Annotated in this window: 31 protein-coding genes and 1 tRNA gene; 13 read left to right on the top strand and 19 right to left on the bottom strand. The window is 60.6% G+C overall.

The genetic code is table 11. From position 1 onward, the window contains the following. Window positions 1-86 precede the first annotated feature (86 nt). The gene (locus JOE65_RS04565) at window positions 87-569 is read right to left on the bottom strand and encodes a CarD family transcriptional regulator (protein ID WP_205162121.1); all 483 of its coding nucleotides are present in this window, start codon (window positions 567-569) and stop codon (window positions 87-89) included. Between the two features lie 286 nt (window positions 570-855). Between JOE65_RS04565 and JOE65_RS04560 the strand changes: the two genes are divergently transcribed. Continuing rightward, a complete protein-coding gene (locus tag JOE65_RS04560) occupies window positions 856-1,389 on the top strand; it encodes a hypothetical protein (RefSeq protein ID WP_205162120.1) in 534 nt (177 codons plus the stop codon). 62 nt (window positions 1,390-1,451) lie between these two features. Here the strand turns inward: JOE65_RS04560 and JOE65_RS04555 are convergent, their stop codons facing one another. After that, a complete protein-coding gene (locus tag JOE65_RS04555; protein WP_205162119.1) occupies window positions 1,452-2,132 on the bottom strand; it encodes a response regulator transcription factor in 681 nt (226 codons plus the stop codon). Then, a complete protein-coding gene (locus JOE65_RS04550; RefSeq protein ID WP_205162118.1) occupies window positions 2,133-3,356 on the bottom strand; it encodes an ATP-binding protein in 1,224 nt (407 codons plus the stop codon). Between the two features lie 167 nt (window positions 3,357-3,523). On the opposite strand from JOE65_RS04550, the gene phoU reads away from it, so the two are divergent. The 5 genes from phoU to JOE65_RS04525 all read left to right on the top strand — a co-directional run bounded on the left by phoU (window position 3,524) and on the right by JOE65_RS04525 (window position 7,075). After that, a complete protein-coding gene (gene phoU, locus JOE65_RS04545; RefSeq protein WP_205162117.1) occupies window positions 3,524-4,183 on the top strand; it encodes a phosphate signaling complex protein PhoU in 660 nt (219 codons plus the stop codon). 195 nt (window positions 4,184-4,378) lie between these two features. Then, entirely contained in the window at window positions 4,379-4,996 is a 618-nt protein-coding gene (locus JOE65_RS04540; RefSeq protein WP_205162116.1) for a hypothetical protein, read from the top strand. Then, entirely contained in the window at window positions 4,996-5,304 is a 309-nt protein-coding gene (locus tag JOE65_RS04535; protein WP_205164017.1) for a transcriptional regulator, read from the top strand. The genes JOE65_RS04540 and JOE65_RS04535 overlap by 1 nt, the downstream gene beginning before the upstream one ends. After that, window positions 5,301-6,260, top strand: a complete 960-nt coding sequence (locus tag JOE65_RS04530; RefSeq protein WP_205162115.1) for an ABC transporter ATP-binding protein — start codon at window positions 5,301-5,303, stop codon at window positions 6,258-6,260. The genes JOE65_RS04535 and JOE65_RS04530 overlap by 4 nt, the downstream gene beginning before the upstream one ends. Then, the gene (locus JOE65_RS04525) at window positions 6,257-7,075 is read left to right on the top strand and encodes an ABC transporter permease (RefSeq protein WP_205162114.1); all 819 of its coding nucleotides are present in this window, start codon (window positions 6,257-6,259) and stop codon (window positions 7,073-7,075) included. The genes JOE65_RS04530 and JOE65_RS04525 overlap by 4 nt, the downstream gene beginning before the upstream one ends. A gap of 25 nt (window positions 7,076-7,100) precedes the next feature. Here the strand turns inward: JOE65_RS04525 and JOE65_RS04520 are convergent, their stop codons facing one another. Then, the gene (locus tag JOE65_RS04520) at window positions 7,101-7,847 is read right to left on the bottom strand and encodes a phosphoglyceromutase (RefSeq protein WP_205162113.1); all 747 of its coding nucleotides are present in this window, start codon (window positions 7,845-7,847) and stop codon (window positions 7,101-7,103) included. Between the two features lie 89 nt (window positions 7,848-7,936). On the opposite strand from JOE65_RS04520, the gene JOE65_RS04515 reads away from it, so the two are divergent. Then, the gene (locus tag JOE65_RS04515) at window positions 7,937-8,677 is read left to right on the top strand and encodes a class I SAM-dependent methyltransferase (RefSeq protein ID WP_205162112.1); all 741 of its coding nucleotides are present in this window, start codon (window positions 7,937-7,939) and stop codon (window positions 8,675-8,677) included. Window positions 8,678-8,728: 51 nt separating this feature from the next. On the opposite strand, the gene JOE65_RS04510 is transcribed toward JOE65_RS04515, so the two are convergent. The 5 genes from JOE65_RS04510 to JOE65_RS04490 all read right to left on the bottom strand — a co-directional run bounded on the left by JOE65_RS04510 (window position 8,729) and on the right by JOE65_RS04490 (window position 12,381). Then, entirely contained in the window at window positions 8,729-9,037 is a 309-nt protein-coding gene (locus tag JOE65_RS04510) for a DUF2516 family protein (protein WP_205164016.1), read from the bottom strand. A 37-nt stretch (window positions 9,038-9,074) separates the two neighbouring features. Continuing rightward, window positions 9,075-10,238: a trans-sulfuration enzyme family protein gene (locus JOE65_RS04505; protein WP_205162111.1), complete on the bottom strand. Its 1,164-nt coding sequence runs from the start codon at window positions 10,236-10,238 to the stop codon at window positions 9,075-9,077. Window positions 10,239-10,393: 155 nt separating this feature from the next. After that, the gene (locus tag JOE65_RS04500) at window positions 10,394-10,657 is read right to left on the bottom strand and encodes a hypothetical protein (RefSeq protein ID WP_205162110.1); all 264 of its coding nucleotides are present in this window, start codon (window positions 10,655-10,657) and stop codon (window positions 10,394-10,396) included. A 135-nt stretch (window positions 10,658-10,792) separates the two neighbouring features. Next, a complete protein-coding gene (locus JOE65_RS04495) occupies window positions 10,793-11,353 on the bottom strand; it encodes a PKD domain-containing protein (protein ID WP_205162109.1) in 561 nt (186 codons plus the stop codon). A gap of 362 nt (window positions 11,354-11,715) precedes the next feature. Next, window positions 11,716-12,381 (bottom strand): DUF6318 family protein, encoded by a 666-nt coding sequence (locus JOE65_RS04490; protein ID WP_205162108.1) that lies wholly within the window; start codon window positions 12,379-12,381, stop codon window positions 11,716-11,718. A gap of 114 nt (window positions 12,382-12,495) precedes the next feature. Here JOE65_RS04490 and JOE65_RS04485 point away from each other — a divergent pair, with 114 nt between their 5' ends. From JOE65_RS04485 to JOE65_RS04460, 6 genes are all read left to right on the top strand, one after another. After that, on the top strand, window positions 12,496-13,134 hold the full coding sequence (locus JOE65_RS04485) for a DUF1684 domain-containing protein (protein WP_205162107.1): 639 nt from the start codon (window positions 12,496-12,498) through the stop codon (window positions 13,132-13,134). 42 nt (window positions 13,135-13,176) lie between these two features. Continuing rightward, window positions 13,177-13,875 carry a dTMP kinase gene (gene tmk / locus JOE65_RS04480; protein ID WP_205162106.1) on the top strand — a complete coding sequence of 233 codons (699 nt, stop codon included), beginning with the start codon at window positions 13,177-13,179 and terminating at the stop codon, window positions 13,873-13,875. Further along, window positions 13,872-15,014 (top strand): DNA polymerase III subunit delta', encoded by a 1,143-nt coding sequence (locus JOE65_RS04475; protein WP_205162105.1) that lies wholly within the window; start codon window positions 13,872-13,874, stop codon window positions 15,012-15,014. Before tmk ends, JOE65_RS04475 begins: the two co-directional genes overlap by 4 nt. A gap of 14 nt (window positions 15,015-15,028) precedes the next feature. After that, window positions 15,029-16,588, top strand: a complete 1,560-nt coding sequence (locus JOE65_RS04470; protein ID WP_205162104.1) for an alpha/beta hydrolase — start codon at window positions 15,029-15,031, stop codon at window positions 16,586-16,588. 36 nt (window positions 16,589-16,624) lie between these two features. After that, the gene (locus JOE65_RS04465) at window positions 16,625-17,443 is read left to right on the top strand and encodes a hypothetical protein (protein ID WP_205162103.1); all 819 of its coding nucleotides are present in this window, start codon (window positions 16,625-16,627) and stop codon (window positions 17,441-17,443) included. Window positions 17,444-17,532: 89 nt separating this feature from the next. After that, window positions 17,533-17,605: transfer RNA gene (locus JOE65_RS04460), tRNA-Thr, on the top strand. Window positions 17,606-17,747: 142 nt separating this feature from the next. Here JOE65_RS04460 and csrA read toward each other — a convergent pair. From csrA to JOE65_RS04410, 10 genes are read right to left on the bottom strand one after another with little or no spacing between them, the layout of a single operon-like run. After that, complete coding sequence (gene csrA, locus JOE65_RS04455) at window positions 17,748-17,993, bottom strand: carbon storage regulator CsrA (RefSeq protein WP_205162102.1); 246 nt, start codon at window positions 17,991-17,993, stop codon at window positions 17,748-17,750. Between the two features lie 4 nt (window positions 17,994-17,997). Continuing rightward, a complete protein-coding gene (locus tag JOE65_RS04450; protein ID WP_205162101.1) occupies window positions 17,998-19,059 on the bottom strand; it encodes a hypothetical protein in 1,062 nt (353 codons plus the stop codon). Continuing rightward, complete coding sequence (locus JOE65_RS04445; RefSeq protein ID WP_205162100.1) at window positions 19,037-21,088, bottom strand: flagellar biosynthesis protein FlhA; 2,052 nt, start codon at window positions 21,086-21,088, stop codon at window positions 19,037-19,039. The genes JOE65_RS04450 and JOE65_RS04445 overlap by 23 nt, the downstream gene beginning before the upstream one ends. Continuing rightward, window positions 21,088-22,188: an EscU/YscU/HrcU family type III secretion system export apparatus switch protein gene (locus tag JOE65_RS04440; protein ID WP_205162099.1), complete on the bottom strand. Its 1,101-nt coding sequence runs from the start codon at window positions 22,186-22,188 to the stop codon at window positions 21,088-21,090. Before JOE65_RS04440 ends, JOE65_RS04445 begins: the two co-directional genes overlap by 1 nt. Then, a complete protein-coding gene (locus JOE65_RS04435; RefSeq protein ID WP_205162098.1) occupies window positions 22,188-22,937 on the bottom strand; it encodes a flagellar biosynthetic protein FliR in 750 nt (249 codons plus the stop codon). The genes JOE65_RS04440 and JOE65_RS04435 overlap by 1 nt, the downstream gene beginning before the upstream one ends. A gap of 1 nt (window position 22,938) precedes the next feature. Next, window positions 22,939-23,214 carry a flagellar biosynthesis protein FliQ gene (gene fliQ / locus JOE65_RS04430; RefSeq protein WP_205162097.1) on the bottom strand — a complete coding sequence of 92 codons (276 nt, stop codon included), beginning with the start codon at window positions 23,212-23,214 and terminating at the stop codon, window positions 22,939-22,941. Next, window positions 23,214-24,065 carry a flagellar type III secretion system pore protein FliP gene (fliP, locus tag JOE65_RS04425; RefSeq protein WP_205162096.1) on the bottom strand — a complete coding sequence of 284 codons (852 nt, stop codon included), beginning with the start codon at window positions 24,063-24,065 and terminating at the stop codon, window positions 23,214-23,216. Before fliP ends, fliQ begins: the two co-directional genes overlap by 1 nt. After that, window positions 24,062-24,556, bottom strand: coding sequence for a FliO/MopB family protein (locus tag JOE65_RS04420; protein WP_205162095.1), 495 nt, complete (start codon window positions 24,554-24,556; stop codon window positions 24,062-24,064). The genes fliP and JOE65_RS04420 overlap by 4 nt, the downstream gene beginning before the upstream one ends. Further along, window positions 24,557-25,255, bottom strand: coding sequence for a flagellar motor switch protein FliN (fliN, locus tag JOE65_RS04415; protein WP_205162094.1), 699 nt, complete (start codon window positions 25,253-25,255; stop codon window positions 24,557-24,559). Beyond that, the gene (locus tag JOE65_RS04410; RefSeq protein ID WP_338021544.1) at window positions 25,252-26,151 is read right to left on the bottom strand and encodes a flagellar motor switch protein FliM; all 900 of its coding nucleotides are present in this window, start codon (window positions 26,149-26,151) and stop codon (window positions 25,252-25,254) included. The genes fliN and JOE65_RS04410 overlap by 4 nt, the downstream gene beginning before the upstream one ends. Window position 26,152: the final 1 nt, after the last annotated feature.

Here is a 26,152-nt window from a genome sequence, read left to right as displayed (position 1 = left end):
AAGGATATCCGAACACGCAGAAGGCGACCGATCCAATGGACCGATCGCCTTCACAAATCATTAACGTTCATCACGTACGCGATGAATTAGGAAGCAAGGACCTCATCGAGAACGCTTGCAGCCTTCTCTTCGTCGGTCTTCTCCGCCAGTGCAAGTTCCGAAATGAGGATCTGCCGCGCTTTGGCAAGCATCCGCTTCTCGCCCGCGGAAAGCCCTCTGTCATTGTCTCGTCGCCATAGGTCACGGACAACCTCAGCTACTTTGATGACGTCGCCGGAAGCCAACTTCTCCAAGTTGGCCTTGTAACGACGTGACCAGTTGGTGGGCTCTTCCGTGAACTCGGCCCGAAGAACGTCAAAAACGCGCTCCAAACCTTCCTTACCAACGACATCGCGAACCCCAACGAGGTCAATGTTCTCTGCCGGAACCTCAATCACGAGATCGCCCTGGGCGACCCGTAGCTTGAGATACATCTTCTCCTCACCCTTAACGGTGCGCTTCTTGATTTCCTCAATCTTCGCTGCGCCGTGGTGAGGATAAACTACTGTTTCGCCGACCTCAAAAACCATATGAACTTTCCCCTTTCCCGGTCCTCAGTTTATCACGTTTTCGACACGCCGACAGGCGTTACCGCAGGTCAGACGGGCTAGAAGTCGGGCAGTGGATAGTATGCGCAAAACACGAAAGTTCCTTGACGAACGTGAAGATCAGTGCATGGACCAACAGTAGGTGGTGTGGAAGTTCCAGCACCCCGTGTGGCAACGGACACGAGGAGTCCACCAAATTAGCCCTGAGCCGATAGGCTAGGGATTACTTTGCCGACCGGAAAACATTATCTGACCAGGAGTTCGTGCTGTGAAATTTGCACCCAGGAAACACGTGCAGCGCACCGTAGCCGCAGGAATTGCCGCCACCGCCCTGCTCGCGGCAACAGGCTGCAGCGTAGCGTCACCGCAGGCCACCACGATGGAATACGCGGCAGGAGATGGGATTATCGAGGACCTCGGTCCTCTCCAGCTGCGCAATATACTGCTAGTCTCCCCCAGTGAAGGCGAGCCAGGAACCCTTCTGGGCACGGTCTTCAATACGTCGTCATCCGATGTGCAGCTCACCATTGAGGGCGACTCAGAGTCGGCAACCATCACCGTTCCTGGCGACGGCAAGTTTGTCTTCGAAGACAAAGACACCGAAGACGGCACGTTGAAGGGGATCAGCGAACGGCCGGGCGCGCTCGTTGACCTTCCGTTCACCGTCAACTCCGAGACCAAGGAATTGAAGATCCCGGTCCTCGACGGAACCTTTGAGCGCTATCAGGAATTCGTTCCCGGTGGATACACACCCGAGCCAACCGATACTGCCTCCGCACCCGCCGAGGAAGGCGACCGCTAGGAGCCAAGACAACAATGGCCGGCAACCACCTGGTTGCCGGCCTTTGTCGCGTCAGGTTCAGGTCACGGTTCGAACTTATATCCCAACCCACGCACCGTCACCAGATGTCGCGGCGCCGCGGAATCCAACTCAATCTTGCTTCTCAGTCGCTTGATATGGACGTCGAGGGTTTTTGTATCCCCCACATAATCCGAACCCCAGACCCTGTCAATCAGTTGACCCCGAGTCATCACCCGACCCGAATTCCGAAGCAGCATCTCCAACAGTTCGAACTCCTTCAAGGGAAACTGCGCGCGCTCACCCCGCACACTCACCACATGGCGGTCCACATCCAGCCGAACAGGCCCGGCCTGCACCGTCGCCGAAATGAGCTCATCCGGCTCTGCCTGCCGTCGAAGCACTGCGCGAACCCGTGCCACCAGCTCCCGCGACGAGTATGGCTTTGTCACATAGTCATCAGCACCCAGCTCCAGACCGACAACCTTGTCGATCTCAGCGTCCCGGGCCGTCAGCATGATCACAGGAACAGCTGAACGCTGTCGCAACTGCCTGCACACCTCGGTTCCCGACTGTCCCGGAAGCTGCAGATCAAGCAGGACAAGATCTGCCCCAGCCCTGTCGAACTCAGTGATGGCGTCCAATCCATTGTCAACAACGCACGTCTCAAAACCCTCCTTCTCCAAGAGATACGAGAGTGGGTCGCTGAAGGACTCCTCGTCCTCCACAATCAAAATCTTGGTCAACTACTGCTCCTTGCCTGCCGCATTGGCTTGTGTCTGTTGAATGACGCCGTCTGTGACCGCCGTCGTCAACACTTTCCCGGCGTCGTCGGGCAATGGTTCTGCGTCCTCAAGCTCGGGAAGCCGAACCGTAAAAGTGGAACCTTGACCCGACTGAGACCAGACGGTCACCTCACCGCCATGGTTGGACACGACATGCCGGACGATACTCAAGCCCAGCCCCGTGCCGCCCGTCTGACGCGAACGCGCTGAGTCCAGCCGGTAGAATCGCTCGAACACGCGATCCTGCTCCTCGGGGCTGATGCCCGGCCCCTGGTCCGTCACGGACACGCATGCGAGACCATCTCGGCTACGCACCCCCACACCAACGCGGGAGCCTTCAGGTGAATATCGGATGGCGTTGTCAATGAGGTTCCGGAACGCTGTGGTAAGCAGTTCAGGATCCCCATGAACAGGGCTGCCGGCAGAGCCACCCACCCTGACCTGAATGTTCTTGGACTCAGCGGGAAGCTTGTTACGGTCCACAGCTTCAGAGACCACCGCGTTGATGTCCACAGGCTGCCCCTCCTGCACAACGTTGGTGGCTGTAAGGCGCGAAAGCTCAATAATGTCCTGGACCAGAACCGCCAGCCGGCCCGCCTCCTTGTGCATCCTGGCCGCGAAGCGTCGTACGGCGCGGTCGTCCTCGGCAGCATCTTCGAGCGCCTCTGCCAGCAGTGAAATTGCTCCAACCGGCGTCTTCAGCTCATGAGAAACGTTCGCCACGAAATCGTTGCGCATCTCCTCCGTGCGGACCATCTCCGTGCGGTCATCTGCCAGCACCAGGACATAGTCCGCCCCCAGGGATGCGACCCGGACCTCGACCACCAGGGAACCTCCGCCCAACGGGCCCCGCGGAAGCTCCAACAACCGCTCCTCGATCACGCCGTCCCGACGGACACGGCCCGTGAGCTCAAGCAATTCCGGATGAACCAGGGAGTGACCACGGACCAAGCCATAAGCGAAAGCCGAAGGACTTGCACGCAGAACGCCATCGATTGCGTCCACGATCACATACGCTCGGCCGATCACAGACAATACCTCTGCAGAGCCATCCGGGAGCGCGAACTCATCGGGCACCACCAGCTCCCGACGTTGACGCTCGCTAGCCCGGAACGCAAGCATGCCGAAGACGCCAACGGCCAACCCAAGCAGCCCAGCAACGAGTCCAACAGTCAGGGGATTCACGCCTTCAGCTTATGCGCCCCGGACAACACCCGACGTCGATCCGGTGGCAATCAACCCATGGTTCAACTAACGTTCACCTAAAGTGGCACACCGGTTCACCCGTAACTGGAAAGATAGCCAACTGTACTGCGCAGGCGCGCGGAGATCCACGAACGAAAGGACGCCCAGTGCGTAAGGTGTTTCAGGCGGAGCTACATCAGATCGGCGAAGAGCTGATTGAAATTTCCAGGCTGGTCACCGAAGCCATGCGCAAAGCAGCTGAGGCGTTCGAAAATGCGGACATTGAGCTCGCCGAAGAAGTCATAGCTGCCGATGCGCGCATTGATTTTATGCAGAACGATCTCGACGAACGTGCGATCGACGTTCTGGCGCTACAGGGACCGGTGGCCCGTGATCTTCGAATGATCGTGGGTGCGCTGCGGATGAGTGCATCATTGGAACGCATGGGTGATCTGGCCCGTCACGTTGCGCAGCTGGCACGCCTTCGGTACCCGGAGCAGGTGATCCCCGCCTCCATCGCCGGCACGTTCAAGGAACTCGCGGAACTCGACATTGCCATCTCCGCCAAAGTCAGCGACCTCCTGGAGACGCGCAACCTTGAACTGACCAACGACATTGCCGCGCACAACGCACGCATCAACGAACTCCACGCCGGAGTATTCAAGGCCATTGCCGCCAGCGACTGGGATGCCTCCGCGCCGAGCACCGTGGACGTCACTCTTGCCAGCCGTTACTTTGAGCGCTTCGCTGATCACGGAGTTTCGGTTGCCCGCAAGGTTGCCTATCTGGTCACCGGTGAATGGCAGCCTACAAGCATGATGGAATAAGCTTCCGTTTCTGCAGGGGCGGCTCCTTCGGGGGCTGCTCCTTTTTTGTGCTGTGTGGGGTTCTGTCGCGCAGGTCAGGTGGCCTCTTTTGAACGGAAGGCCCCTGACCTGCACAACAGGTTTCGTGGGGTCTGGACAAATTGGGGTTTGCGGTACAAACTGGTTTTCATAATCACATCGTTGATAGGAAACACCATGAATCCCGAAACCTTCGATCCGCGGCAAGCACTTCAAGTCTCTAGCGAAACGGAGGCCCGGACAGGCCGGACACTGCAACCCCGCGTCGCGCTCCAATACGCCATCTGGGGTACAGCGTGGCTGATTGGCTACGGCGTGCTGCATGGTTCTTCCCACGGCTGGTTGCCGCTCGAATATTCCACCGCACTCATCATCTTTGGCGTCGCGCTCTTTCTCGGCGTCGCCAGCTCCATCGGGCTGAGCATCGCTGTCTCCATCGGGATCCGTGGTGACAGCGCCTTCCAGGGTGCGGTGTACGGCTGGACCTGGATGCTGGCCTTTGTGGTGGTATTTTTCGCCGCCAGCCGCATCGCTCAGATGGGCGCGGACCAACAATTCAACGGCATGATGGTCAACGCCCTCGCAGTCCTGGTGGTGGGCATGATGTACATGTTCGGCGGGGCGCTCTGGCGGGACATCCCCATGCTGGTACTTGGAATCTGGTTCCTCCTGGTGAATGTCATGGCGTTGATCGCCGGACCAGAGCAATTCATCACCGTATACCTCACGCTCGGCGTCGGCGGCTTCTACGCCGCCGCCCTGGTTACTTACCTCCAACAGCGCCGGCAGCCATGATGAACGGCCTGGACCCCGTCATTCACGCTGAAGCCCGACTCCGGGTGATCACAGCACTGAACACGCTCGGCGAAGGCAACAGCATCGCCTTCCCCCGACTGCGCAAAATGCTGGCAATGACCGCAGGAAACCTCTCGACCCACCTCCGCAAACTAGAAGATGCCAACTACGTCGCCCAGAAAAAGACCATCGAGGGGCGAACACCGGCAACGTACGTCTCCATCACCACCGCAGGCCGGGCAGCTTTCCTCAGCTACCGCAAGCAACTTCTGTCACTGCTGGACAGTGAAGAGAAAGTACAGCCATGACCCAGACACAGACCACCTCATTGCCCGTCGACACTGCAGCCGAAACCCTGGGCAGTTTCGCCAATGTCACCAAGACATTCGGCGACCACACCGCCCTCGACTCAGTCACCCTCGACATTCACGCAGGCAGCGCCGTCGGCCTCCTCGGCCCCAACGGTGCCGGAAAATCGACCCTCATCACCCTCCTCACGGGACTTCGAAAACCGGATAGCGGCGTCGTTCGTCTCTTCGGCGGGGACCCCCGTCAACCGGCCACCCGGCGAGCGCTGGGAGTCACGCCGCAGGCGACGGCGGTACCACCAACGCTGAAAGTACAGGAGGCTGTCGCTCTGGTGGCGACACACTTCACCGATCCGATTCCGCCCGAAGAGCTACTGGAGCGATTCGGCCTGACGTCCATGGCCGGCAAACAATGCGGCGCGCTCTCCGGCGGTCAGCAACGCCGGTTACTGGTAGCCATCGCGCTGGTCGGCCGGCCAAGGATGCTGGTGCTCGATGAGCCAACAACCGGGCTCGACGTCGAAGCCAGGGAGGCACTGTGGGAACAGCTGCGCATTTACCGGCGCGACGGCGGGACTCTGCTGATCACCAGCCACTACCTCGCCGAAATCGAGGCCCTGGCCAACCGGATTGTGGTCATTGACCGCGGAACCATAACGGCCGACGGAACACCCGCGCAGATCCGCAGCCACATCCAGGTACGGCGTGTCAGCCTCCGCGCGGCGCCGGACGCGCTCGTCCGGCTTTCCAACGTCCTCCAGAGCGACACGGACGACGACGGCGTCACCACGTTGACCACGAGGGACGCGGACGCACTGGTCCGAGAACTTGTCCAGCTCGGGATCGCCTTCAGCGACCTTGAGGTTCAGCACGCGAGTCTCGAGGAAGCATTCCTCGCCCTGACCGAAAGCCACAAGTCCCTCAAGCAAAACAACACCCCCGGGGAGTCACGATGACCATCCTTCAGACCGATCCCGCACGCTCCGCCGGCCAGCCGCCGTCGTTATTCGCGCTGACGAAAGCACACACCACAGCGCAGATCCGTGAACAACTGCGGATCCCCATTGCCGTCATCTCCAGTGCGATTTTCCCGACCATGACGTTCCTGTTCTTCATCCTGCCGCAGGAATCCATCACCGACAATCCGTTCGCCGTCTTGATGGCCTTGGCCCAACTGGCCATGTTCGGTGTGCTCAGCGCGTTCCTCTTTGGCTACGGGATAGGCGTTGCCGAAGACCGGGCAAACCCCTGGACCACGTACCTTCGGACACTGCCGGTAGGAGCGCTGCCACCAACGGTCGCGCGAGCGGTGACAGCGATGCTGTTTTCTTTCATCGCGCTGCTGCCGCTGTTCCTCATCGGCGCTTTGCTCACGCGCGCTTTCGAACCCTTCACCGATGGATCGCTCCCCTGGTGGCGCATCCCGGCCACCATCGTTGTGCTCCTGCTGGCGGGGCTGCCGTTCCTCTTCCTGGGCCTCACGATCGGATACCTGTGCACGTCCAAGGTGGCAATCGCCGTCGTGCAGGTGGTGTTCTTCCCGCTAGCCTTCGTGGGAGGCATGCTACTGCCACCCATGATGTTTCCGGGATGGCTCAACGTCATCTCCCTGGTGACGCCGACCCGAGCTGCCCGCGACCTCTCCGTGGAAGTTCTCAGCGGTTCCGGCATGCACGTCTCGACGCTTCCGGTACTGCTGGCATGGACTCTCGTATTCGGGGTGCTCGCGCTGTGGGCCAACAAGCGGGACCAGGGACGCCGCTTCCGCTGACGCAGGTCTTTTGGGGGACCCGACGCTAGTGCTTGCCCTGGTTCTTGACCGCTTCGGCCGCCGCCTCCGCCGCCTCGGCGTCCAGATACCGGCCACCCTTGGCAACCGGGTTGAGATCCTCATCGAGCTCATAAACCAGCGGGATACCCGTGGGAATGTTCAGCCCGGCAATCTCCTCGTCGCTGATACCGTCCAGATGCTTCACGAGGGCGCGCAGCGAATTGCCGTGCGCGACGATCAGGACCCGACGGCCAGACCGGATATCCGGCGCAATATCCGATTCCCAGTAGGGCAGGAAACGCGCCAACACGTCCTTGAGGCACTCCGTCTTCGGCATGCTCTCACCCAGATCCGCGTAACGTGGGTCCCCCGCCTGCGAGTACTCGCTGCTGTCATCGATGGGCGGCGGCGGAGTGTCATACGAACGACGCCACTCCATGAACTGCTCTTCACCGAACTCCGCCAGCGTCTGCGCCTTGTCCTTGCCCTGCAGCGCGCCATAGTGCCGCTCGTTCAAACGCCAGTCGCGCTTTACGTCGATCCAGTCGCGATCCGCAGCCTCCAGCGCAATATTGGCCGTGTGAATGGCACGCTTCAGCCGCGATGTGTAGACCACCTCAGGATGCAGATCCTCAGCAACCAGCAGCTCACCGCCACGCTTTGCCTCCGCGCGCCCCTTCTCAGTCAGCGGAACATCCACCCAACCGGTGAAGAGGTTCTTCTGGTTCCACTCGCTCTGGCCATGACGGAGAAGGATCAGTGTGTAGGTCATACCAGCCATCCTAACGAAAGCCGCTCGTCGTCGTCGTCCCTCCTGTTCCGGTACTATTGTCCGGCGACTTTCTCAAGAAAAAGGTGACCATGCCCTCGGGTAAACCAATCGGAACCATTACCCGGGGAACCACGCATCCCAACAGACTCAGGCGGGTGGACCGGTGGATGACCGGCACCCAGGGCGGACTTTTGAAATCAGCCGCCCATCCGCTCGTCGTCGACCTCGGATACGGGGGCCTGCCCGCCACCGCCGTCGAACTCCACGGCAGGCTGCAGAAGATCCGTCAGGACGTGCGCGTTATTGGCGTCGAGATTGAACCCGGTCGCGTCGCTTCCGCTAAACGTCTCGAACGGCCTGGCCTCGTATTTCAGCAGGGCGACTTCGAACTTCCCGTGCCCGGACAACCGATTCTGGTGCGTGCGTTCAACGTGCTACGGCAGTACCGTGAGCACGAGTACGCCGCCCACTGGGCTACTGTGCAGTCCCGGCTCGCGCCACGGGGGCTCTTCATCGACGGGACGTGCGACGAGATCGGGAGACGATCAACCTGGGTTGCGGTCTCCGCTGAAGGACCAGTTTCGCTGAGCGTATCGATGCGGTTCGGCGCGTTCACGCTACCCTCGGACGTGGCCGACCGCCTACCGAAAGCACTGATTCATCGCAACGTTCCCGGCGAACGGACCCACGCATGGCTGCAGGCTATGGACCGGGCTTGGCTGGCTGCCGCACCGCAATCGTCCTACGGAAACTGTCAGCGATGGATTGCGATGTGCGTGGCACTGCAGGCGGAGGGATGGCCACTGCTGAGTTCGCCGTCGCGATGGTGATTGGGTGAAATCACGGTGGCGTGGGAAGCCGTAGCTCCGCTCTGAGCTTGCTTACCAGCGGCCGTGGCCGCCGCGCAGCCCTTCCATGGCCGGCTTCACATCGGCGAGGTAGACGCTAGCGGCAATAACCGCTGCGAGTTGCAGGAGCAACATGAACGGGAGCCCCGATCCTATGACGCCGAGGACTCCAACGGCGACTGAGCCGCCGGTCATGCCAAGCCAGAAACCTTTTGTTTTCTTGAACGCTGCATCAAAATATTCCGGCTTGCGGCGGACACAGTCGATTAATGCCCAGACCTCGATGCCCAGAGCCACAAGTCCCAGGGCAAGGTAGAGGTAAAACTGAATCGCGTAAACCATCACCGCATTAGCCTAACCTGAACTCGTCGGGAACCACCTATATCGCGCGCAGTGCCTGGTCCAGGTCTGACCACAGGTCCTCGACGTTTTCGATCCCGACAGAGAGGCGCAACAGGTTCGCGGGAACGGTCACTGCCTCACTGCGGTGGCGTCGTCGTCGTTCGATGAGTGATTCAACCCCGCCCAGGGAAGTGGCGGGCGTCCACAGCCTGACGGCATCGATCACTGCGTCCGCGGCGGCTTCTCCCCCACGCACTTCGATACACAGGATGGAGCCAAAGCCGTCCATCTGAGCCGTGGCACGTTCATGTCCTGGGTCTTCGGGCAGCCCGGGAAACCGAACGGCTTTGACTTCTGCATGCTGCTGAAGCCGCCCGGCAAGCTCCAGGGCGCTGGCCTGTGAACGTTCAATGCGGACGGCGAGGGTGCGAACTCCGCGCAGGGCGAGCCAGGTTTCGAAGGGGCCCGCGATCGCACCGTGGTGAGAGCGGTAGGTATGGAGACGTTCGCGCAAGTCCACCTGAGAGGTCACCAGGGCGCCGAGAACGACGTCGGAATGGCCGGCCAAATATTTGGTCACGGAGTGAAGGACGATGTCGACTCCAGCTTCCAAGGGCCGCTGAACCAACGGTGTTGAGAACGTGTTGTCAGCGATCACGAGAACGCCCGCGTCGTGCGCGGCTTTGGTGAGGACTTCGACCTCGGCGATTTCGAGCATCGGGTTGGTGGGGCTTTCGAGCCAGAGCAGCGCGCTCTGGCTGTTCTGGATCTCGTGGATGACGGCATCGGTGTCTGTGATGTCGACGGTGAGGAGGGTGTACCGGCCCAGTTGGGCTTCCTCCTGAGCCAGTACGAGCGAGCCTTGATAGCTGTGGCGGGGCATGATCAACGTGCCGCCCGCAGGGACGAGAGAGAGTGCGGCGGCTACAGCTGCCATACCGGATGAGTAGACGAGTGCCGGAAGTTCTGCGCCTTCGAGTTCGCCCAGCGTCTCTTCGAAACCATCCCAGGTGGGGTTCGAGTAGCGACCGTACGCACGATCTTCACCGCTGATGGGCGTGCGGCCGAAATAGGTAGACGTCAACGTGATGGGAAGGTTCACCGGCTGGTCATGCTCCCTCGGCGGACGGCCCGCCGCTACGACGGCTGTGTCCCGCGCGACGGCGGGATGCTGGCTATTCTCCGGGGAAGTCTTCGTCATGGACCAAGACTATGGGGCGTTGTGGTCAGACGGGAATTGTGTTGCGCAGCTGTCTCCGGTTGCATGCGCAAGGATCCAATTCAACCAGCGGAAGACCTTGCGGGTGCGCGTCTATAGACTCGTCAATCGCATAGTGGCCGTTGCGCCTACCGCCACTACTGGGCCATGTCCGAACTTACGGGGACAATCTCGACGGCGTTCCGTCGGTGGATTTTCGCTGGCGCCCGATCAAAGCCCTTGGCATCGAGGCTGTTGCCCAGACGGTAGGCAGCCAGGGCCTCGTCGTAGAGCTCGTTCAGGCGGGCTCCGGAAAACTCGCCCCGGGTACCGTCGGTGAACGTGATGGCGATGGTTATTTTGTTGGGGAAGTGGCGGCCCATGTGTATGAAGCCGTCCAGGTCCTGCTGGAGATTGAGCATGCGGTTGCCGCCTTGTCTTGAAGTAACGCCGTCGTGAAGGAACGCCATGGTGGGAAAATCTCAAGTCTCCATTATGCGGCCCGCCTCGAGCACCTAAACCCGAAGGCCCCCTGGTGTCTTGCCCGGGCCGTCGTCCTAACAACCCCAGCCGGTCGGGTCGTCTAGGCAGGTCCCATCAACTAGGCGGGACTCGGATTTCCAGACACTGATGGTCTGCGACGGTGTTGAGAACTCACCTCTACCGTCAATGGGAATCATCGGCCCGTCATTGATTGAGTACTCGCCAGTGAAATGCACGGTGACTGAAACCTGATAATCACCGGTCTCCGGATACTGATGGCTCGTCTGCGTTTCTTCACCCAACTCATCATCCCGCAACACATACCCGGACTCCCTCGTAGGCCCATACGTGCTGCCATCCCCGTAGTTCCACGTGTACTCAGTCGGGGTCGCCTTGATCTTCACATCTTGACCCAAAAGCTTGAGGTCGAAGACCTGGTCTTTCGACTCCACGAAGAAGTTTGTGTTCGCCCGAATGAGGGTGTGAGGACTCGGTTGGAGCGTCAATGAGCCTGCGACGACTGGTCGGCTCTGGAACTGCTTCTGAATCGCCTCCGCGATACGGCCAAGGACGTCATCGGGATTCGTGGAGTAGATGCACTGTGCTGTGTGAGTTTTATTGGAATCGGAAAGCAAGGGAAATGCCTTCCACGATGATTTGTCAGTACCTTTCAGACCTCGGTACCATAAAACCAACCGACCATTTTCGCCTGCATCACATTTACGCTGTCGAGCCAGGCACTCTCTGTCTCCACTATTTTGATCAAAGCAGACCAGACTAAATCGATAATCGTACGGATCATTAACTATTCCGATCGGAACGTTCGTCCAATAGTTCCCCTCAGGATCTTCCTTCCAGCCGCCACCGATTATGCCACCATCTTCAAAATCACCACCCCCACCAAAGTCCGCTCGTGCCGCACTAAGAGGAGCCATGGAAACGAATAAGAGCAGCACCAGCAGGAGTACTGCCACCCGAAAGTGTATTGTTGCCACTTTTAGCTCGAACCTTTGATACTAGAGAGCTCAGAAGCATGCCATACACCCTTGATAAATTTGGCCTCAAGGATAAATGCGCTCCACGAAGAGTCACCGGTTTCGGGAAATTTCCCGCCTGGATAAAAATATTCCGTTGGTTCCTGGGTAATATCAAGAATCAATTGATATTTACCGTCAGGAGTCTTCTTGAAGACGCTAGTACTACCCAGTACATCGAGCTTCGCGCCACCAAGCCAGTCATCATCCTCGTACCCCGCTTTGACCATCTTGAAGTAGTTCGCACATAAATCGCAATCAGAACTAATGACAGCTTTTACAGGCTTCACGTCGCCTGTTTCGTAACCGTAGCTGAACAGCGCGATCACATACTTGCCGAACGCCTGCAGCCCCGCCTTAGTCTCCTTCGTTGCCGCCTCCGGCATCTTCGGCAGAGGGACATTCTGGGCCGGGCCCTCAGCCGACGCTGGCTTGTACACGGCACTCGGCGTGGGCGTTGGAGTGAGGGTGGGCGTTGCCGATGCTGAAGTCTTTGGCAATGCTGCGGCCGACGATTCATCAGACGAGGCCCCAGCCCCCGCGCAACCGGACAATAGGACTAGCGAAACCACGGCTACCGCCAACGTCTTGGGGGCCTTGAACGGAAACGTGCGCAGAGACTGAGACATGGATCGCCCTCATTAGTTGGTCAGATGTTATGTATACTTCGAACACAGTACCGAAAAACACAAACTCGTGCGAAAGTTATCCACACCTTCAGCGTCAGCTCCTACACTGTTCCCATGGACGGTGAACTGAACGTAGCCCTGGACACCGCGGATTGGCGACAGCGCGTCTTCACTCTGTACTCCGAGGTCAGGCAGATAGCTGGAACAGGGCACGACGGCGACGCGGCCCGCGCCCACGCGTATTGGCGTCGGGGCCGCGACGAACTCTTCGCGAACCATCCGGCCTCTCCCCTAACGCCCGAAGCAAAAGGACAATTCGCTGGACTTCCCGTTGCCGACTACGCTCCGGAGGCCCGCCTCTGGGCCGCTGTCGACGACGAGGGCACCGGCGAGGTGATGAACGTGCCCACCGGTACTGACGGCGTCGTGCCCTTTGGACGTCTGGGGACGGTGCGTTGCGGCGACTATGGCTCGTTGGCACTATGGCGACATGGTGGCTATGGCGGTGGACTGTTCCTGCCGGTGCGAGACGCACTGGCAGGGCACGACGGCGGCACCTACGGTGGTGGCCGGTACCTGCTCGACACGATCAAGGGCGCTTTTCTGGGTGGGACAGACGATGAAAAGCGGCTGCTGGTGGACTTCAACTTCGCTTACAACCCTTCCTGCGCCTACGACGAAGCATGGGCATGCCCGCTTCCGGGACCCACAAACCGCCTCAGTACTCCGCTTCCTTTCGGCGAACTCGTCTAATTGGCCCAGTATTTTGTCAGTGTTACTGGGTAGGCTGTCCCGGTGAGCTTTTCGCAGGTTTCCCCAGGACAAGACGACGACGGCGCGTACGCCTACTCGGGTGTTTTTGTTGCATTCGAAGGCGGTGACGGTGCAGGCAAATCAACTCAAGCTGCCCTTTTGGGAGCCCGGCTCGAAGCCGACGGACGGCACGTGCTGCAGACACGGGAGCCTGGTGGCACCCCAGTGGGTGAACAGCTACGCAGCCTGGTGCTCGAGCACGGCAACGGCGACATCGATGCCCGTACCGAAGCACTGATCTTCGCAGCCGCGCGAGCCGCCCACGTAGAACAGGTCATCCTGCCAGCGCTGCAGGAGGGCAAGATCGTGATTTCAGACCGCTATATCGACTCATCGGCCGCGTATCAGGGCGCGGGGCGAGACCTCGGCGTCGAAACCGTCCTCGAACTAAATGCTTGGGCCACTCAGGGTCTGCAGCCGGACCTCACTGTGCTTCTCGACGTCGAACCCGATCAAGGCCGAACCCGGCGGACCGCGAACCAGACTGCCGAAGACCGACTGGAGGCTGAGCCTGACGACTTCCACACCCGCATCCGAGAGACGTTCCTTGCGCTGGCCGAAGAGGACCCCACGGGTTACTTAGTCCTGAATGCTCAGCAGGACGCAGACTCCCTGGCCACAAAGGTATGGCAGCGACTGCAGCCGATACTGGACGAAATCGAACAAGGAAATCACCATTGAGTGTCTGGCAAGACTTGCTGGGACAAGGGCAGGTTGTGGAACAGTTGCGCCGGGCAGCTGCCGCTCCGTCCCCCAATCATGCATGGCTGTTCACCGGCCCGCCCGGATCTGGTCGATCGAACGCGGCCCGCGCGTTCACCGCTGCTCTCCTCTGTGACGCCAAAGATCCAGCCGAACGCGGCTGTGGACAGTGCCGTGCCTGCATCACCGCCCTCGCGGGCAGTCACGCTGACGTCACCAATGTGACCACCGAAAAGGTCACCATCTCCATTGAGGAAGCCCGCGACCTCGTCCGCAAAGCCCAAGATAAACCATCAACGGGTCGGTGGCGCATCATCATCATTGAAGATGCCGACCGCATGCAGGAACGCAGCACCAATGTGCTCCTCAAAGCCATTGAAGAACCACCACCACGCACGATCTGGTTGCTCTGTGCGCCCGGCCCAGGCGACGTCCTCGTCACGATCCGATCGCGTTGCCGCGCGGTCAGCCTACGCCTTCCACCCGTTGCTGATGTCACCGAACTACTTGTGCGGCGGGACTCCATCGACCCCGAAACAGCCGGTGCCTCTGCACGGGCTGCGCAAAGCCACATCGGAGTAGCCAAACGACTCGCAACTGACGAAGACGCACGCGAACGCCGTCGTCGTATTGTGCGTCTTCCACTGACCCTCAAAAATGTTTCCGGAGCCCTGCGGGCGGCCGCAGAACTGGTGCAGCTAGCCGAGGCAGAAGCGCACGCGTCCTTCGAACAACGCGACGCCGAAGAGCGAGCTTCGCTGTTGGTATCGGTCGGGGCACCAGAATCTGGCACCCTGCCGCCATCTATCCGAAGCCAAGTGCGCAGGCTCGAAGAAGACCAGACACGCCGGGCCAAACGTTCGAAGAACGACTACTTCGACCGGGCGCTGACGGACCTCACATCGTTCTATCGTGACGTGCTGATGCTCCAGGTCTCCAGCGCATCCGACCTCGTCAACGAACCCATGCGCAAGGACCTGGAAGAAGCCGCCCGCAACGGCACACCGGAAAAAACACTCGAGCGGATCGAAGAAATCAACAAAGTGCGCCGCCGAATCGTTAGTACCAACGTTGCGCCGCTCCTGGCCATCGAAGCAATGACCGTCAGCCTCCTGTGACCACAAGGAATTCCATGCCGCAGCCCACCCGCCAACCGCAACTGGCCAGGCATCGCTGGCAATCCGCAGTGAAGGCTGTCGCCTCCGCCGTCGTCGGAATTCTAGTGCTGAGCGGATGCCAACTGGGCAAGCCCGACACAACTGGTCCGGCGTCGGCTGCTCCAGAGGTCATAGGAGACGTCGCCGCAGAGCTCGAACCTTACTACGCGCAGGAAGTGATGTGGGAGAACTGCGAGGAAGACTTCACCTGCACACAGGTTGAAGTTCCACTCGACTATGCCGAGCCCGACGGCGAACGCATTGAACTCGCCGTCATCCGATCGACGACCCGCGGCGCACAAGGCAGCATCCTTTTGAACCCAGGAGGGCCCGGAGGCTCAGGCTACGAATCCGTCAGCCAATCACTCGACGCGATGGCATCCGATGCCCTGCGGTCCAAGTACAACATCGTGGGATTCGACCCACGCGGCGTCGGCCGGTCCGCCCCCGTGAAGTGTCTCACGGACTCCGAACGCGATGCGTACCGGGCCGAAACATTCGACCTCGAGATTCCTGCCGGTTTGGCCGCCGCGACCAAAGCATCCACAGACTTCGCTGAACAGTGCGCAAAGAACACAGGCGACCTGCTGGCGCACGTGGACACCGAAAGCGCTGCCCGCGACCTCGACATTCTCCGAGCCATCGTCGGAAACAAAAAGTTGAACTACCTCGGATTCTCCTACGGCACATTCCTGGGAACAACCTATGCTGAGCTATTCCCCAACAACGTGGGCCGCATGGTGCTCGACGGAGGAATCAACCCCGCTAACACCAGCGAAGAAATGACCATGGGACAGGCCAAAGGCTTCGAGGACGCCATCCGCGCGTACGTCGCCGATTGCCAGACCAGCAACAAATGTCCATTGCCCGGAACAGTCGACGACGGCGTCGCTAAAATTCGAGCCCTCATCGAATCCGTCGAAGAAAGCCCGCTCATGTCCTCCAGCGGGCGCGAAGTGACCGTACCGTTGTTCATCTCCGGATTCATCCTCCCCCTGTATAACGACGCAAACTGGCCAACCCTCACGCAGGCACTCACCCAAGCACTGCAAGGCAACCCGGACCCCATCCTTTACCTCGCAGACTTCGGTGCGGACCGTGAAGAGGACGGTAGTTATTCGTCCAACAGCGATTTCGCATTCAACGCCATCAACTGCCTTGACTACCCGATGCCTGCTTCATTGGACGCCATGCGAGCCGACGCTGCCGCGCTGGACAAGGCATCGCCAACCCTCGGACGGTTCCTCGCCTACGGGGGAATCATGTGCGACGCGTGGCCCTACGATGCTGTCCGCGAACCACACGAAGTGAACGCTTCGGGGGCCGATCCCATCGTCGTCGTAGGCACCACCGGCGACCCGGCCACCCCCTACGAATGGTCCAAAGCACTGGCCGGACAGCTGGAATCCGGGGTGCTACTCACGTGGGAGGGGCAAGGGCACACAGCTTACGGCCGAGCTGGAGACTGCATAGGCGACGCCGTCGACAACTACTTCATCGACGGGACCGTTCCCGACGACGGGACGCGCTGCTAAATTCTTGGCCAGCATAGTGTTGCTATAACGCTCGTTTTGAGCTTTAGTTTTTACATAACTATCGCACCCTTATCGTGGCATCGCAGCGCTGCCCTGGCTCTCGGGGCCTCCCTACTACTGACCGGATGCGCCGGAGGTCCAGGACGTTCTAGGGAAGACCCTGGGCCCACAGCCAAGCAGGAACCCCAAGAAGCAGCTCCGGATAAAGATTCTGAGAATCCAGCCGCCGCCTCGCCCGACTCGTGCACGGAACTCACCCGCGAAGCGGAGGTTCCCGTTGACGGCAAGGTGTTCGGCACCTGCATAGATGAAGCAGTGCGAGCCGCGAAAACGGGCAAGATGGTGCTAACCTCAACCGCTGACCTTCCCAAGAGCACAACAGTATTCGAGTACGTCCCGGAATATACGGCATACGGAACGACGGACGGAGAACCGACGCTTCTCCTCACCAAGGACTCCACGTTCTTCTTTATGGGGAACCGTTGGGTCGAGGCGGATCCAACCTCAACTGTTCCATCGATTCAGATGGTGACCACGGGAGTGGAACTCGCAAAACAATCCTCCTCGGTCGAGTCTCTCATCGGCTCCATGTCCCTCTGCCCACAGTGGGTCAGCATGGGCAAAGCTGACATCGAGAACGGGTCCGAGCCGGAGGGCTACCAGTATCGGTGCGATGGATCTTATGAGCTCATCGGCGTAAAAGTCACCGACATGAACATCTGGCTCAACGACGGCTACCGCATGATCCAGCAGAAGAGCGTGGGTACTATTGCAGACATGACGGTCCCGTCAATTACGAACTTCTCCGGTTGGGGCGAGCCCGTAGAGATTCCGAAGCCGGAAGAACTCAAATAACTCGCAGAAAGCGCGCTTCACGTCCGTTTTGACCGGCGCATTATGGACCGGATAGAGTAAGTCCCTGCGCCAGCATCGTCTGGTGGCAGGCCTCCTTAGCTCAGTTGGTAGAGCGTCTCACTCGTAATGAGAAGGTCGCCGGTTCGATTCCGGCAGGAGGCCCTCTTCCTTTTAACCGCTCTATTACCCCTTTATCTACTGCCGAGATCGGGGTTTGACCGCCAGATCCCCCTTACAAAGGGTGATCTGGCGGTCAAAGGGTGACCTCGGCGAAGAGGGGTGAGGGCTGAAGGGTCGGGCGAGACTACTTACCGTCGCCAGCAGGCAAACCGAGCATCGCCTTGATGCGTGCCTCGGCGTCGTCGTCCGCTGTTGCCGCCGCCAGATTGGCCTCCGTCACCGCACGGATAACTTCCTCACGATGGATTTTGACGCCCTTGGGCGCATCGATGCCGATCCGGATGCCTTCCCCGCGCGAATCGAGCACGGTAATGACAATGTCGTCGCCAATGAGAATCTGCTCGCCGGGCTTACGGGTTAGAACCAACACCCGTTTACTCTATCCCACGGCGCTGGCCCGGAGCCGGAGCCGACACCTGCGACGTCGGCGTCCCCACCGGCCCAACGGTCCCAAACGGTGAGGGGTAACCCAAAGCGTGCGGGATGTCCCAAAGCGTAGGGGATGACCCAAACGGTGACGGGGCGGAAGGCACAGGGGGTGCAGTGGATGCAGGGGGCGCAGAGCGAGATGTTCGTTTGCCGTCGACCCAGCCCACCGGCAGTCCAAGCGCGTCCACCGTTTCCGGAGTTCTGGTTGCGGAAGCACCGGTGACCACCAGTCCAGCGACGGGCACCGCAGCGCACATCAGCTCCACCCAGGCACGCGTATCCTCTGATTTACGCCCCGCGTCGACTACCAGCCACACCTGATCAGGGCCCAGCCCGGCGAGCTGAATAGCACCGGCAGACACGTCGGCTCCCCCACCCACCCCGAAGGCTACGACGACCGGCTCGGACTTCTCGACGCCGCGCGCCCGAGCTTCCATGGCCTCGCGTCGATTCTCGACCCGCCGGTTCTCTAGACGCATCCCGGGCACATGAGGGTCCCTGACGCCAGCAAACAACGCCCCCGGGATCCCGACGGTGGAGGACAGCAAACGAGCGGCGTCGTCGGCCTCTGACCGTAGCCCCGCACAGACCACCAGATCGCCGGCTCCGGCGAGGACCGACGGCGGTTGCGACACCGTCTCTGGCGGCACAACGTTGAATGTCAGATCATCCATGAGGATGGCAAACGCATCCGTTGCCGTGGAAACAGGTGGATCCGCTGGCGCAACCACCTTGTTGAAGCTGGCCTCATCCCGATCTGCATCCTCGAGCAACGCCATGAGTCCAGCGCGCCGCGTCGATTCTGGAAGACGATAGGTGGGAGCTTCGGCTGGCGCCGAAGGTATCTCAACGGTCACCTCGAAGTGACTACGAGCAAAAAAACCTCGAATTCCGCCAACGGTGACTCTCTCCGCAGCAACAAGACGTGCCCGCGGACCGTACAGCACAGCAACCTCGGTTTTCACCGCTTCAATGGATGCCGCCTCAAGACGCAATTGTTTCCGCACCGCGGACCACTCCTACCGTCTCAATATTCACGTTGGCTGACGTCACTTCCTGATACGAGAGCACGGCCAATCCCCCGCTTTGCATGGAGACGAGGCGACGGATCGCGGGGCGCAATCCCGGTGCACAGACCAGAACAGGAGTGTACCCCTGGGCTTCGGCCTGGGCAACGGCGTCACGCGCCGAATTCACAATGCCCTCCGTACGGGCCGCGTCCATCAGGATCTGAGTGCCCTGCTCGGACGGGCGGAGCGCCTCCAGCATGGACTGTTCCAGCAGCGGGTCGATCATGATGACGCGCAGCAGGTTGTTCTCCACGAACTGCGCCGTCAAAGCCGGCCCGAGCGCCTGCCTGGATGCCTCGATGAGGCCTTCGGGGTCCGTGGATACCTTGGCCCGCAGCGTGAGCGCTTCATAAATCCGTGAGAGGTCGTTGATGGACACCTGTTCGGTGAGCAATCCCTGCAGAACCCGTTGCACCTCGGCGAGGCTGAGGGTGGAGGGGATCAGCTCTTCAACCGCGGAAGGGTTGACCTGCTTGACCCCTTCGGTAAGGACGCGCACGTCTTCGCGGCTGAGGAGCCGGGCAGCATTGTTGGTGATGATCGATGACAGGTGTGTGACCAGAACTGACACACGGTCCACCACTGTGGCTCCGGCCATCTCGGCGCTGTGGCGCATCTCCGCCGGAACCCATTTCCCCGCAAGCCCGAACACCGGCTCTACCGTTTCAATCCCTGGCAGTGAGCCCAGGTTCTCACCAAGCGCCAGGACCTTGCCCGACGGCGCGATACCCCGCCCGGCCTCGACCCCTGCGATACGAACCACGTAGGTGCTGGACGGTAGATCCAGACTGTCGCGCGTGCGGACGGGCGGGACGACGATTCCCAGCTCCATGGCGATCTTCCGCCGAAGCGCTTTGACCCTGCCGAGGAGATCATCCGAGGCGCCCGACACAACGTCAACGAGGTCTGGGGCGAGCATGATTTCCAGGGTGTGCACCCGCATCTGCTCGATAAGATCCTCCGTGGTCTCGCCTGCGTCTTTGGGCTTCGACTTCGCTTCATCTTCAGCAGCCTGGACCTTCGCCTTCGCCTCGGTCGTCTTGACCCGCTGAGCCGCGAACAGCAGCCCGCCCCCTACGAGAAGGAACGGAAGTTTTGGCATCCCCGGGACGAGCGCCATGGCGATCGCCGCAGCCCCCGCGATCAGCAGCGCCGTACGGGACTGGCCCAACTGCTTGGACGCTTCAGAGCCGACGTCGGACTCCGCGTTGGAGCGGGTGACGATCATGCCGGTCGAAACCGCCATGAGCAGCGCAGGGATCTGGGTGACCAGACCATCGCCGATGGTCAGCAGAGCGTAGGTGTTCAGCGCTTCGCCGACCGGCATGCCCTCCTGGAGCATCCCGATCGCAATACCACCGATGAGGTTGATGATAATGATGATGAGCCCGGCGATCGCGTCACCTTTGACGAACTTCGACGCACCGTCCATGGCACCGTAGAAATCCGCTTCGGCGGAGACTTCGGCGCGGCGCTGGCGAGCCTGATCGTCAGTGATCAACCCAGCGTTGAGATCCGCGTCAATAGCCATCTGCTTGCCCGGCATGGCGTCCAGAGTAAAGCGCGCGCCCACTTCCGCGACCCGCTCGGCACCCTTGGTGACCACAACGAACTGGATGACCACCAGGATCAGGAAGATCACCGATCCGATGATGAGCGACCCGCCGACCGTCACCTGGCCGAATGCCTCAATGACTTTTCCCGCGTAACCCTCGCCAAGGACCAGCCGGGTAGAGGCAACGTTGAGGCCCAGCCTGAACAGCGTCGCCACCAGCAGCAGGGATGGGAACACCGAGAAGTCCAGTGGCCGTTTGGCGAACATGGACGTCAAGAGGATGACCAGCGCCAGCAGGATGTTGACCACGATCAACATATCCAGCAGCACCACAGGGACGGGAACCACTAGCAGCATGATGATGCCGACGACTCCCAGAGGGACGGCAAATTTTGCCATGTTGTTGTTCATCAGTTCTCTCCTGCGGTCATCGCGGGTTCAGGCATGGTGAGGTGGCCGCGTGCAGCGCCTCGGGATTTGAGTGCCATCACGAACGCGAGAACGCGCGCGACAGCGTTGTAGAGTTCCACTGGAATTTCTTGCCCGATGTCGCATGCTGCGTGCAAGGCGCGTGCCAGCGGAATGTCGGTCACCATGGGAACACCCTTTTCCTCGGCTTCCTTGCGGATACGGGCAGCAATGAGGTCTGCACCCTTGGCGACGACCTTCGGCGCTGCACGTCCCGGCTCATATTTGAGGGCGACGGCGACGTGCGTGGGGTTGACCATGACGACGTCGGCATCCGCGACGGCGGCCATCATGCGGTTGCGGCTCATAGCAAGCTGCCGTGAACGCCGCTGCGATTTGATCAGCGGATCGCCCTCGGAGTTCTTGTTCTCGTCCTTGACTTCCTTCATGGTCATTTTGGTGCGTTTGCGGTTGCGCCGCATGACCACGATGATGTCCGCCGCGGCAAGGACCAAACCGGCCATGACCGCAGACTGAAGCAGCGATCCGGCACCGTCTTTTGCAGCGACCAGCAGTGAAGCAACGGAAAGACCACCGGCGGACATCAGGACCGGCGTTAGCGCCTGCACCACGACCAGCAGGACCAAGCCGACGACGGCGGTCTTCAGGAGTGCCTTGACCCCTTGCCAGAGTGCCTGGGTTCCAAAAACCCGTTTGGCGCCGGCGAGCAGGTTGAACTGCTCGAATTTGCCTTTGAACTTCTTGAAGTGAATGCCGCCCTGGATAGAGGCGGTGAGGATGACAACGACGAGCACCACGATCAGCAAGGGCCCAAGGGTGTACGCCAGGGATCCGAGCCCGGCCTCGAGTATCTGCAGGGCCACAGCCGGTTCCGGATTGGCGATCAGGGTGCGGAAGGAGAACACCTGGTCCGTGCCCGATTTCGCGGCGTGGGAAATGGTCAGCGGCAGCATGGCCACGGCCGCCCCAACGCCGAGCCAGGCCGCGAGATCCTCGGATTTTGAGAGTTCACCCTTTGAGCGGACTTCCTTCATCCGCTTCGGTGTAGCGTCCTCTGTACGCTCGCCTGCGTCCGTTGACATTAGCTGGCTCCCGTCATCAGCCGCAGGGCCTGCCCGGTCAGGGTTGAAACGATCCGGGGCAGGGCCAGAAACACCACGCTGATGAGCATGAGCGTGACAAAGATCTTCAGCGGAAACCCGAGGGCAAACGCATTCAGCGCAGGGGCCACACGGGTCAGCAGGCCCAGCCCGACGTCGGTGAGGAACAGGACGACCAAGAGTGGCCCGCCGATCTGGACGGCGGCGAGGAACATCTGGGTCAGCGCAGTAATCATGGCTTCGGCGGGGTCCGCGAGGTTGATACCGCCGCCGATGGGCAGGGCCTCGAAGGTGCGGGAGAGCCCAGAAATGATCAGCTGATACCCGTCAGATGCGAAAAGGAGCGCGAGCGCTGTGATCTGGAAAAGCTTGGTGAACTGGGCGCCATTGACCAGCATCCCGGGATCGAAGGACTGCGCGAGCTGGAAGCCGCCAAAGAGGTCAATCAGGTAGCCGGCGGACTGGATGGCAGAGAACACCAGCAGCACCAGAAACCCCAGTGCGGCTCCGGTCAGCAGCTCGAGGATGAGCTGGACAATGTATTCGCCGGTGCTTGGAGAAACGTAGCCTTCCGTGACGCGGGGCGCGACGGCGAGCGCCAGGCCGATGGCGAGCATCGCCTTCACTCGTCCGGGGATGGCGCTGTAGGAGAAGGGTGGGGCGACGACGATGAACGCGATCATCCTTACCCCTGCAAGCATGACGGCTTCGATCGTTTCCTGACTGGGCATCCTAGCTCCCGCCGAGAAGCGCAGGAATTCTGTCGAAGAGTTCATGCGTGAACGCCACCATTTCTGCGATCATCCAGTGTCCGCAGATCAGCAGCGCGATCGCGACGGCGACAGCCTTGGGCACGAATGAGAGGGTGACTTCCTGGATCTGGGTGATGGACTGGAAGAGGGAAATGCTGAAGCCGACGACGAGGGCCGTCACCAGTACGGGTGCGGCGAGTTTCGCTGCTATCCAGAGTCCTTGCAGACCTATGTCGAGTACTGCGTTGGTATCCATCAGGTGCCGCCGTAACTGTTGACCAGGGACGTGATGATCAGGCCCCACCCGTCAACGAGGACAAAGAGCAGGATTTTGAACGGCAACGAGATCATCACTGGCGGCAGCATCATCATGCCCATGGACATCAGTGCTGAGGCGACCACGAGGTCGATCACCAGGAACGGGACGAAGATGACGAACCCGATGATGAAGGCGGCCCGAAGTTCGGAGATCATGAACGAGGGAATCAGCGTGATCAGGGGTACGTCTTCAGGCTTGGCAGGGTTTTCGTTGTCTGCAACCCGGGTCATGAGCGCGATGTCTTCTTCGCGGGTGTGCGCCAGCATGAACTGCTGGAGCGGGCCGGACCCGATGCTCAGCGCCTCGGAGAACGTGGTGTTTCCGTCCATGTAGGGCTGCACAGCGAGGTTGTTGATCTCCGTCAGGACCGGGGCCATGATGAAGATCGAGAGGAACAGCGCAAGCCCAGCAAGGACCTGGTTGGGAGGGATCGACGGCAGCGAGAGAGCGTTGCGTGTCATGGCGAGGACCACGAAGATCTTCGTGAACGACGTCATCATCAGCAGCAGCGCCGGGGCAACGGAGAGCAGGGTGATACCGACCAGGGTCAGGATCGCTGTGCTGGGTGCGCCGTTGACTCCGTTGATCTCAACCGAGAGTCCGTTGTCGCCGTCGGGCCCTTCCGGTGGAGTGGGAGGCGCCGGAGGGCTGGGGTCCACGGGAACTGCGTGGCCAGCCTGTGCGGAGAGCAGCATGACGACAACCGCGAGGGCGAGCCCAAGCAGGACCGGGACCACAGGCCTCACGCTGAGTCGTCTCGCGTGAGCGCGGCGGATGTCGCTGGTCATTCTCCCGTGCTCCGCCGGAACGCGGCAGCGGTCTGCTTCCACGTAGACGGCGAGAGGATGGAACCATCCAGGGCGCGTTCGCCCCGATTCGTTGAGCTTCCACGGTGCAGGGAGGCTCGGGTCGCGGTGGGTGCCGTGTTGACTGCCTGTGCTGTAGCTAGTTGTTGACGGCGTAGGTGCTGGTCAAACGATGCCCCGGCGGCCTCTGGGGCTGCGGGGGCTATCGCCGTCGCGCTTTCAGGTTCTGCGTCAAAAGTGTGGAGGATGTTCACGGACTGTTCCGTGACACCGAGCATGAAACGTTTGCCATCGGTGTCCAGGACCACCACGGAGGCCTTGGTGCTGATGGCCTGGCGGGTCACCACAGAGATGAGCTCCGCGCCTGGACGGGAAGTGTTGTGGCGGCTGACCTTCTTCTGGATGAACCACAGCAGGCCGACGACGGCGGCCAGTGAGAGCAGGACGCGCAGCCCAAGGATCCAAGCATCCATTTAGTGACTGCCTTCGACCACGTCGAGGATTTTGGTAATCCGCACCGCATAATCCTGGTCCACGACCACCACTTCGCCGTGGGCAATGAGCCGGCCGTTGAGCAGGACGTCAGCGGGTGCCCCAGCGGAGCGGTCGAGTTCAATGACGCCGCCTGGCTCGAGGTTCAGTACGTCGCGGACCGCCATTCGGGTGCGGCCAATCTCGACGGTCAACGCCATTTCGACGTTGTTGATGCGACCGAGTTTGCCGGCCATGGGCGCGCCGTCGGACAGGAGGCCTGACACCGCACGGTTGTCGCGAATGCGGATGGCAAACCAGCCCTGCACGGACTGCCCGCTGAGGAGTTCGTAGATTTCTGCTGCGGAATCGTCAAAGAGTGAACTGGCGTCACCGACGCGCACGTCTGAAAGCACACCAGCACCGAGCACCGCCGTCGCCGCCTCAATTGCCGGGCGCAAGACGTCTGCAGGCGATACCAGCTCCGTGCCCGTGGAGGCATCCGGCAGGATTCCCTCCAACAGGACGATAGCGACGTCGGCCGAGCTGGCGCCGATGAAGCCGCCCATGACAGCGCGTGCCAGTTCGGCGCGCGGCGCCGTGTTGACGGCAGCTTCGCGCGGCGTCAAGACGGTGGAGGTGGGAAGCAATTCCACCAGGGCATCGGCCGCGGCAGTGGGCAGGGAAAGAGTGGTCTTCATCGTTGGTTCTCCTCAGTGCTGACGATGACGCAGGCAAGGCGGGACCCGTTGGCCCCGGCGGCCGCTTGCGCCATGATTTGGCCGCCTACAGCGACATCGAATGGCCGGTTCTGCGCGTGTGGCAGCGGCAGGACGTCGCCGACGGCGAGCTTCAAGATGAATCCGGGCTTCACTGCTATGGGTGAAACCTGCAGGGATACATCAATGGGGGTGTTGGCCAGCTGATCCTCGACAAGCTCCCGAGCGTTATCGGTGAGAGCCATCGGATTTGCCTCTCCCAGTTGGGACAGGAGGACATCAGCTGGGATGGCGACGGTGGCCGGGCCCATGCGTTCACCAATCTTGATTTCAAACAGTGCCACGATCATCAAATCCGACGTGGCTGCAGCCTGCGCGAACTGCGAGTTGTACTGGATGGAATGAACGCTCAGCGTGCTCTTGAAGATGGATCCCAGGGAGTACTGTAGGCCCTCGAGTGCGTCGTCCATGAGGCGGAGAACCAGTGCCTGCTCAATTTCGGTGAACTTCCGGTCAATCACCACGGTGTTCGAACGGCCTCCGAGCATGTGCTCCACGAGATCCAGTGCGGCCGATGCCGAGAACTGGATGACGGCCTTCGCTTCATTATCTTCGATAGCGCACAACACCATAGCGGTGGTGGCTGGCAGGGTGGCCGCGTATTCGTCGTAGGTCTGCATGATGACCTGCTCCGATGTCACCTGGCAGATGACGCGGACCTTGGCGGTGAGCTGCGTACCCCACTGTCGTGCAAACGTTTCGAACGCAAGATCGAGCACCCTCGAGTGCTCCCGCGCAAGTGTAGTTGGACGTCGAAAGTCATAGACTTCGACTGCTGAAGGGTGCACACCACCCACAAAATGTTCCTGGACCGTCACA

Source organism: Arthrobacter roseus, assembly GCF_016907875.1.
GTDB classification, from domain to species: domain Bacteria; phylum Actinomycetota; class Actinomycetes; order Actinomycetales; family Micrococcaceae; genus Arthrobacter_J; species Arthrobacter_J roseus.
Note: the sequence above shows the minus strand (reverse complement) of the source record. Positions and strands in the feature narration are given on the sequence as shown.

What these genes read in the sequence shown, in the direction of transcription:
- fliN (WP_205162094.1), bottom strand. Translation starts at nt 25,255, where the DNA reads ATGAAGACCACTCTTTCCCTGCCCACTGCCGCGGCCGATGCCCTGGTG.
- JOE65_RS04505 (WP_205162111.1), bottom strand. Translation starts at nt 10,238, where the DNA reads ATGACGAAGACTTCCCCGGAGAATAGCCAGCATCCCGCCGTCGCGCGG.
- JOE65_RS04515 (WP_205162112.1), top strand. Translation starts at nt 7,937, where the DNA reads ATGCCCTCGGGTAAACCAATCGGAACCATTACCCGGGGAACCACGCAT.
- fliP (WP_205162096.1), bottom strand. Translation starts at nt 24,065, where the DNA reads ATGACCAGCGACATCCGCCGCGCTCACGCGAGACGACTCAGCGTGAGG.
- JOE65_RS04520 (WP_205162113.1), bottom strand. Translation starts at nt 7,847, where the DNA reads ATGACCTACACACTGATCCTTCTCCGTCATGGCCAGAGCGAGTGGAAC.
- JOE65_RS04485 (WP_205162107.1), top strand. Translation starts at nt 12,496, where the DNA reads ATGGACGGTGAACTGAACGTAGCCCTGGACACCGCGGATTGGCGACAG.
- JOE65_RS04445 (WP_205162100.1), bottom strand. Translation starts at nt 21,088, where the DNA reads ATGAACAACAACATGGCAAAATTTGCCGTCCCTCTGGGAGTCGTCGGC.
- JOE65_RS04435 (WP_205162098.1), bottom strand. Translation starts at nt 22,937, where the DNA reads ATGCCCAGTCAGGAAACGATCGAAGCCGTCATGCTTGCAGGGGTAAGG.
- JOE65_RS04510 (WP_205164016.1), bottom strand. Translation starts at nt 9,037, where the DNA reads ATGGTTTACGCGATTCAGTTTTACCTCTACCTTGCCCTGGGACTTGTG.
- JOE65_RS04420 (WP_205162095.1), bottom strand. Translation starts at nt 24,556, where the DNA reads ATGGATGCTTGGATCCTTGGGCTGCGCGTCCTGCTCTCACTGGCCGCC.
- JOE65_RS04440 (WP_205162099.1), bottom strand. Translation starts at nt 22,188, where the DNA reads ATGTCAACGGACGCAGGCGAGCGTACAGAGGACGCTACACCGAAGCGG.
- JOE65_RS04470 (WP_205162104.1), top strand. Translation starts at nt 15,029, where the DNA reads ATGCCGCAGCCCACCCGCCAACCGCAACTGGCCAGGCATCGCTGGCAA.
- JOE65_RS04535 (WP_205164017.1), top strand. Translation starts at nt 4,996, where the DNA reads ATGAACGGCCTGGACCCCGTCATTCACGCTGAAGCCCGACTCCGGGTG.
- JOE65_RS04525 (WP_205162114.1), top strand. Translation starts at nt 6,257, where the DNA reads ATGACCATCCTTCAGACCGATCCCGCACGCTCCGCCGGCCAGCCGCCG.
- JOE65_RS04530 (WP_205162115.1), top strand. Translation starts at nt 5,301, where the DNA reads ATGACCCAGACACAGACCACCTCATTGCCCGTCGACACTGCAGCCGAA.
- JOE65_RS04500 (WP_205162110.1), bottom strand. Translation starts at nt 10,657, where the DNA reads ATGCTCAATCTCCAGCAGGACCTGGACGGCTTCATACACATGGGCCGC.
- fliQ (WP_205162097.1), bottom strand. Translation starts at nt 23,214, where the DNA reads ATGGATACCAACGCAGTACTCGACATAGGTCTGCAAGGACTCTGGATA.
- JOE65_RS04490 (WP_205162108.1), bottom strand. Translation starts at nt 12,381, where the DNA reads ATGTCTCAGTCTCTGCGCACGTTTCCGTTCAAGGCCCCCAAGACGTTG.
- JOE65_RS04565 (WP_205162121.1), bottom strand. Translation starts at nt 569, where the DNA reads ATGGTTTTTGAGGTCGGCGAAACAGTAGTTTATCCTCACCACGGCGCA.
- JOE65_RS04540 (WP_205162116.1), top strand. Translation starts at nt 4,379, where the DNA reads ATGAATCCCGAAACCTTCGATCCGCGGCAAGCACTTCAAGTCTCTAGC.